This window comes from Frankia sp. AiPs1 (assembly GCF_023716945.1).
Lineage (GTDB): Bacteria > Actinomycetota > Actinomycetes > Frankiales > Frankiaceae > Frankia.
The window spans coordinates 1-5,486 of sequence record NZ_JAMQQF010000406.1 but is presented as its reverse complement, the minus strand read 5'-3'; the positions used below and the strand labels follow the sequence as shown (position 1 = coordinate 5,486).

At 72.3% G+C, this 5,486-nt stretch carries 3 protein-coding genes; 1 reads left to right on the top strand and 2 read right to left on the bottom strand.

What is annotated here, in order from left to right; all coding sequences use genetic code 11:
* Both ND748_RS24020 and ND748_RS24015 read right to left on the bottom strand, forming a co-directional pair.
* Positions 1-326 (bottom strand): hypothetical protein (locus tag ND748_RS24020; RefSeq protein ID WP_251748225.1); only part of this gene is annotated, 326 nt, incomplete at its 3' end.
* A 198-nt stretch (positions 327-524) separates the two neighbouring features.
* Positions 525-2,267, bottom strand: coding sequence for an isovaleryl-CoA dehydrogenase (locus tag ND748_RS24015; RefSeq protein WP_251748224.1), 1,743 nt, complete (start codon positions 2,265-2,267; stop codon positions 525-527).
* 1,189 nt (positions 2,268-3,456) lie between these two features.
* Here ND748_RS24015 and ND748_RS24010 point away from each other — a divergent pair.
* On the top strand, positions 3,457-5,486 hold a 2,030-nt coding region (locus tag ND748_RS24010; protein WP_251748223.1), incomplete at its 3' end, for a GGDEF domain-containing protein.

The following is a 5,486-nucleotide window of genomic DNA, read 5'->3' as shown; positions in this document are numbered from 1 at the left end:
GGCCCGGCGGGCGCGCGAGGCGCGCCCCCCGCCAGACCGGGGGTTCCGGTCCGCGCCCGGCTGGACGGGATGTCCCGCGGGTAGTTCGAGCCACCCGGCGCGCGACCGGTCATCACGTCATCGGTGGGCTCGGCGTAGGCCTCGTCGCCCTTCGTCGCGTCCTGCTGCACCGGGGCATCCGGCTGGCCGCCGCGGCCGGGCGTGGCCGAGGACGAGCCGGACCGGGGCGGAACCAGGAAGACGCTGTTCGAGGCTGGATCGCGATCGCCGCCGTCGCCGGTCCCGACGCCGTGCGTCGCGAGCAGCCCGAATGCAACGAGAGCCACCGATCCGGCGCCGGTGACAATCCCGGCCCGACGGCGATCGGGGATCCAAGCCCACTCGGCCCGTCCGCGGAACAGACCGAGAACTCCTGCAATCAGTATCAGCCCGGCAACCGCCAGGCAGAAGTACATCATGGAAACCCCCCGGGCGCAGTCGCCTACCAGGCTAGGGGCGATCCATCGCTATTCGTCGCAAGGGAATTACAAAGAGATTCTGCCATCATCCTGCCCGTGACGGATATCACCGATCGAATCGGTAGTGGTATCCACCGAAGCAATCCGGTCGAGGATACCTGCGACATCAACCCCCGACGGCAACGTGCCGAAAGCGAGACCCCCGTCACCGGCGATCCGACTCGCGCAGAACGCATCTGCAACCGCCGGCGGCGCATGCCGGACAAGCAGCGAACCCTGCATAACGAGCGCCAACCGCTCGACCACACGGCGCGCGACGAAGGGATCGGCCGCCGCCTTCGGCAATTCCGCGCGCAGCCGATCCCAGGCCCGATCGAGCCGGGTGTCCGCGCCGCGGGCGGCCTCGATCTGCACGGACAGCACGTCGAGGCCGTCCGGTTCCCGGTCGAGCGCCCGGAGCACGTCGAGCGCATTGACGTTGCCGGAGCCCTCCCAGATCCCGTTGAGGGGCGCCTCCCGGTAGAGCCGGGGCATGCCCGACTCCTCCACGTAGCCGTTTCCACCGAGGCATTCGAGGGCCTCCGCGGCCACGCCCGGCGCCCGCTTGCAGACCCAGTACTTCGCCACGGCCGTGGCGAGGCGTTTGAACGCCTGCTCGTCGCGGTCGCCGCGAGCCGCCCGGTCGACGGCTCCCGCGACCCGCAACACCAAAGTGGTCGCCGCCTCGGCTTCCAGGGCGAGATCGGCCAGCACATTGCGCATCAGCGGGGCGTCGATCAACAAGGTTCCGAAGGCCCGTCGGTGGCGCACGTGATGCGCGGCCGCCGTGACCGCGGCCCGCATCCCGGCCGCGGACCCGAGGCTGGCGTCGAGCCGGGTCATGGCCACCATTTCGATGATGACGCGAACCCCACGCCCCTCCGCGCCGACCAGCCAGGCCACGGTGTCGTCAAACTCCGGTTCGCTGCTGGCATTGCTGCGGTTGCCGAGCTTGTCCTTCAGTCGTTGTATGCGAAACGTGTTACGGCTGCCGTCCGGAAGCACCCGCGGCACCCAGAAACAGGACAATCCGCCCGGTGCCTGCGCCAGGACCAGAAAGACGTCGTTCATCGGCGCGCTTGTGAACCACTTGTGGCCCCGTAGCCGGTAGGTGCCGTCGGCGGCGGGCGTCGCCGTCGTCGTGTTCGACCGGACGTCCGAACCCCCCTGCTTCTCGGTCATGCCCATGCCCGCGAGCAGCCCCGCCTTTCCCGCCGGCGGGCGCAGCCCCGGGTCGTAGATCCGGCTGGCGAGCAACGGCTCGTATCTGGCCGCGAGATCGGGCGCGGCCCGCAGTGCCGGGACCACGGCGTAGGTCATCGACACCGGACACAGGTGGCCCTGCTCGACGGTGCCCCAGACGAGGATGTTCGCCGCCCGCGCCACGTGCGCGCCCGGGCGCGGGTCCGTCCACGGCGCCCCGGTCAGCCCCGCCCGCACGGCCACCTCGAGCAGCGCGTGCCAGGACGGGTGGAAGTCGACCTCGTCGACGCGGTTGCCGTAGCGGTCGTGCGTGCGCAGCTCGGGCGGGAACCGGTCGGCCTCCTGCGCCCAGCGCCAGGCCTGCTCGGTGCCCGCCAGCCGGCCCAGGCGGCGCAGGGCGTCCGCATGCCAGCCGGCGCCCTCCCGGACCAGCGCCGCCAGCAGCGCCGGATCCGCGGACGCGTCGTGGCCGACCAGCGGCGGCGGCTGGTTCGTCACCTCGTGCGTCCGGCCGGGAGACGACCGCGGGGCCGCAGTGGGCCGCTGTGCCTCGCTCGACGAGCTCATCGCCCCTCCTCCTCTCGCACCCCGCCGCGGGGCGGCGCCCTCGGCGGCGGAAGACCGGCGACGGCAGATCCGGCGGCCGGCGCGCCCTTCGGCGGCGGGTCGACCCGATCCCGTAAACGAGAACAACATATTGGCTGCCCGCGCCCGACGGCCACCAGGGAAACCGCCCTCCCGGCGAGATATAACCGCCTTCCGGACAATTCATCGCTCATCTACGGGGGCCGGACCGCGCATTTGTGGGACGACCGGTCCGCGACGGATCGCACCGCCGGGAACGGACGCGGACGGCCGGGCGGTCCGCCCCGGCGGCGCCTCGCACAGCGCACGCGGACCGGGGCGCCCGCCCACCGGCACGGGTCCGTCGCGGAGCAAGATCGCTGGACCCGGAAGGGCCGCCGCGGAGGGCTCGGAGCACGCCGTGATCCTGTGATCATGCTGTGCGATGCTCGAACGGGCTAGACCTCCCGGGCACTACGGAGAGTCCCGAGGAACACCGAAAGTAACGGCAGGCCCGGCGACACGATCGCGAGCGGTGGCAGCGTCACGACAACAATTCGCCGCCGGGTCGGAACTTTACGTCACGATCGACCACCCAAGGTTGACGCTACCAGGACCGACTCCCGCCGAGATTGACGCGATGTATCGGAGAGACAACTCTTGGTATCCGCCATTCTGCTGACGGAGAATCCGAACCGACCGACCGGCATGCGCCGCCATCCATGCCATTGCTGCGCGCCGCACACGCGCGGGCCCGGCCGATACCGGATGCGCGGCGGCCGATGAAACTCGCGGCGCGGATACTCGTATGCTCACCCACAACCGGGAGGATTCGCCGCCCGGAAATCAGAATACGTTTACTCACGGTGAGATCCGTCGAGTCCGGGCAGCGTTGTCGGGCGGGGCGCGAAAGATGATCAGAGGTGGCCGGATCGGCGGGCGACGATCACTCGGCCGCGTCACGGCCACGGCCGCGGACCAGCGCAGGCAGGGCCACCGTATGCCTGGCCGCAGTTCATCGGACCGCAGCTCATCGGGTCGCCGTATGCCGGGCCGCCGTACGCCGGGCCGCAGTACGCCGGGCCGCAGTGTGCCGCGCCGCATTTCACCGGGTCGCATTTCACCGGGCCACAGGTCACCGCGCCGCAGTATGCCGGGCCGGCGGCGGCCCCTTTCGCCGCTGGCCATCCTGATGGCCATCCTGCTGGCCATCCTGGTGCTCGGAACACTGGCTCTCCACGTGGGCGCCGACCTGCTGCACCGGGAGGAGACGTCGCGGCTGGCGGCCCGGGCCGGGCTCGTCGAACGCCTCGCGAAGTGGGAGTCCGACGCCGATGCCCCCGCGGGGCTGTCGGCTGCGGTCGCGCGCGTCCCCTTCCGGCCGGACGACCGCGCCGGCAACGCGGGGCTCCTCCCCGGCCTACAGCTCTCGCCGTCGGGCGACGTCACCCGGCTGCTGGCCCTGCTCGACCGGGCCGGCGCCGTCACCGCCGCGTACCCGTGGGGCAGCGCCGTGGCTCCCCGCGACCTCGGCCCGGCGCTGTCGTCGGCGTGGGCCGGCAGGGGCGCCGTCTCCCCCGTCTTCACCCTCGCCGGCGCCCCGGTCCGCGCCACCGTGGTTCCAGTCGGGTCGCCGCGGCCGTGGGCCGTTCTGGTGGCCGTCTCCACCACGGAGATCAACCTTCGGCTCTCGAACGGCATCGCGACGATGCTCGGAGCCGGCAGCGGCAGCGTGTCGACGATTGACCGCAACGGTGTGCCGATTGCCTCGACCGACCCGGCACTGCCTGGCCGGCGGATCCTGTCGGCCGCGGAGCTGCGCCGCTGCGCCGCACCCGGCGGCCCGCGGATCTGGCACACCTCCGGCCCCGACGGAACGATCACACACATCACGGCGCCGCAGCCGGCGACCGGGTATCTCACCTACTTCCAGCAGCCCACCGCGTCGCTCTACGCCGACCTGCGGGCCAGAGGCGACCGGCGCAACCTGACACTGCTGGCGGTCGCGCTGACCGGCGTGCTGTGCATCGTCTTCCTCGGGCTGCTACGCGAGGCCGCCGCCCAGCGCAGCCGCACGGGGCTGCGGGCGCTGTTCGCGGCGGCGCACGACATCGTCCTCGTCACCGACCCGGCCGGCCGGCTCACCTTCGTCAGCCCTGCCATCGTTCCCCTGCTCGGCCATCCGGACGAACCCTGGCTGGGCCGGCTGGTGACCGAGCTGGCCCATCCCGACGATGCCGCCCGGCTGCTGCGCCTGATCGAGAATCCGACCGCGGGATCACTGCTCGACGTCCGCCTCATGCGGGCCGCCGGCACCGACCGCTGGTTCGACGTCGCCGCGCGCCGGCTGCCGCAGCGGACCGGCGCGCCCGAGGTCCTCATCACCTGTCACGCCGTCGGCAGGCGCAAGCGGCTGCTCGACCAGCTCGGCTACCAGGCCGGCCACGACGTGCTGACCGGGCTGCTCAACCGGTCGACCTTCGAGGAGGAGCTCGCCACCGCCACCACGATCACGACCACTTCCTCCTCCCCCACCACCGCCACCACCACGACCACCATGACCACCACGACCGCTTCTGCCACCGCCGCCGCGCCCCCGCGCCCGGCCGACTCGATCGCGGTCCTGTTCGTCGACCTCGACCGGTTCAAGCAGGTCAACGACACCTTCGGACACGCCGCCGGCGACCAGGTGCTGCAGACGGTGGGTTCGCGGATCCGGTCCGAGCTCGGCTCGACGGACGCCGGTGGGCGCTTCGGCGGCGACGAGTTCGGCATCCTGCTACGCGACACCGACGAGACCGCCGCCCGGGCGGTCGCCACCCGGATCATCCGGGCGGTGGGCCAGCCGATCCTCGTCGACGGCGATGAGGTGCGGGTCGGCGCGAGCGTGGGGCTCGCCCTGGCGGGTGCCGGCCCATGCCGACCCGAACGGCTGCTGTGGGCAGCCGACCAGGCGATGTACCGGGCGAAGCAGGTCGGCCCGGGGCGTTATGCGGTGGCGACGGCGGGCCGGCCCGGCTCGGTCGAACAGCCCGGAGTCGTCGAACAGCCCGGAGTCGTTGGAGAGTCGGGGGTCCTCGGGGCGGACGCCGCGGAGTTCGCGATTTCCGAGCCGTTCCTGATCGAACTCCTCGACGGCACCGTCGACGACATCGATCCCGCGACGGCCGAGCCGGCGCCCGCCCCGGCCCCGGCCGTGCCGGCCGGACCCCGCCCTGGAGC

Excerpts from the sequence above, each read along its gene's own strand:
- ND748_RS24015 (WP_251748224.1), bottom strand. The coding sequence starts at position 2,267 with ATGAGCTCGTCGAGCGAGGCACAGCGGCCCACTGCGGCCCCGCGGTCG.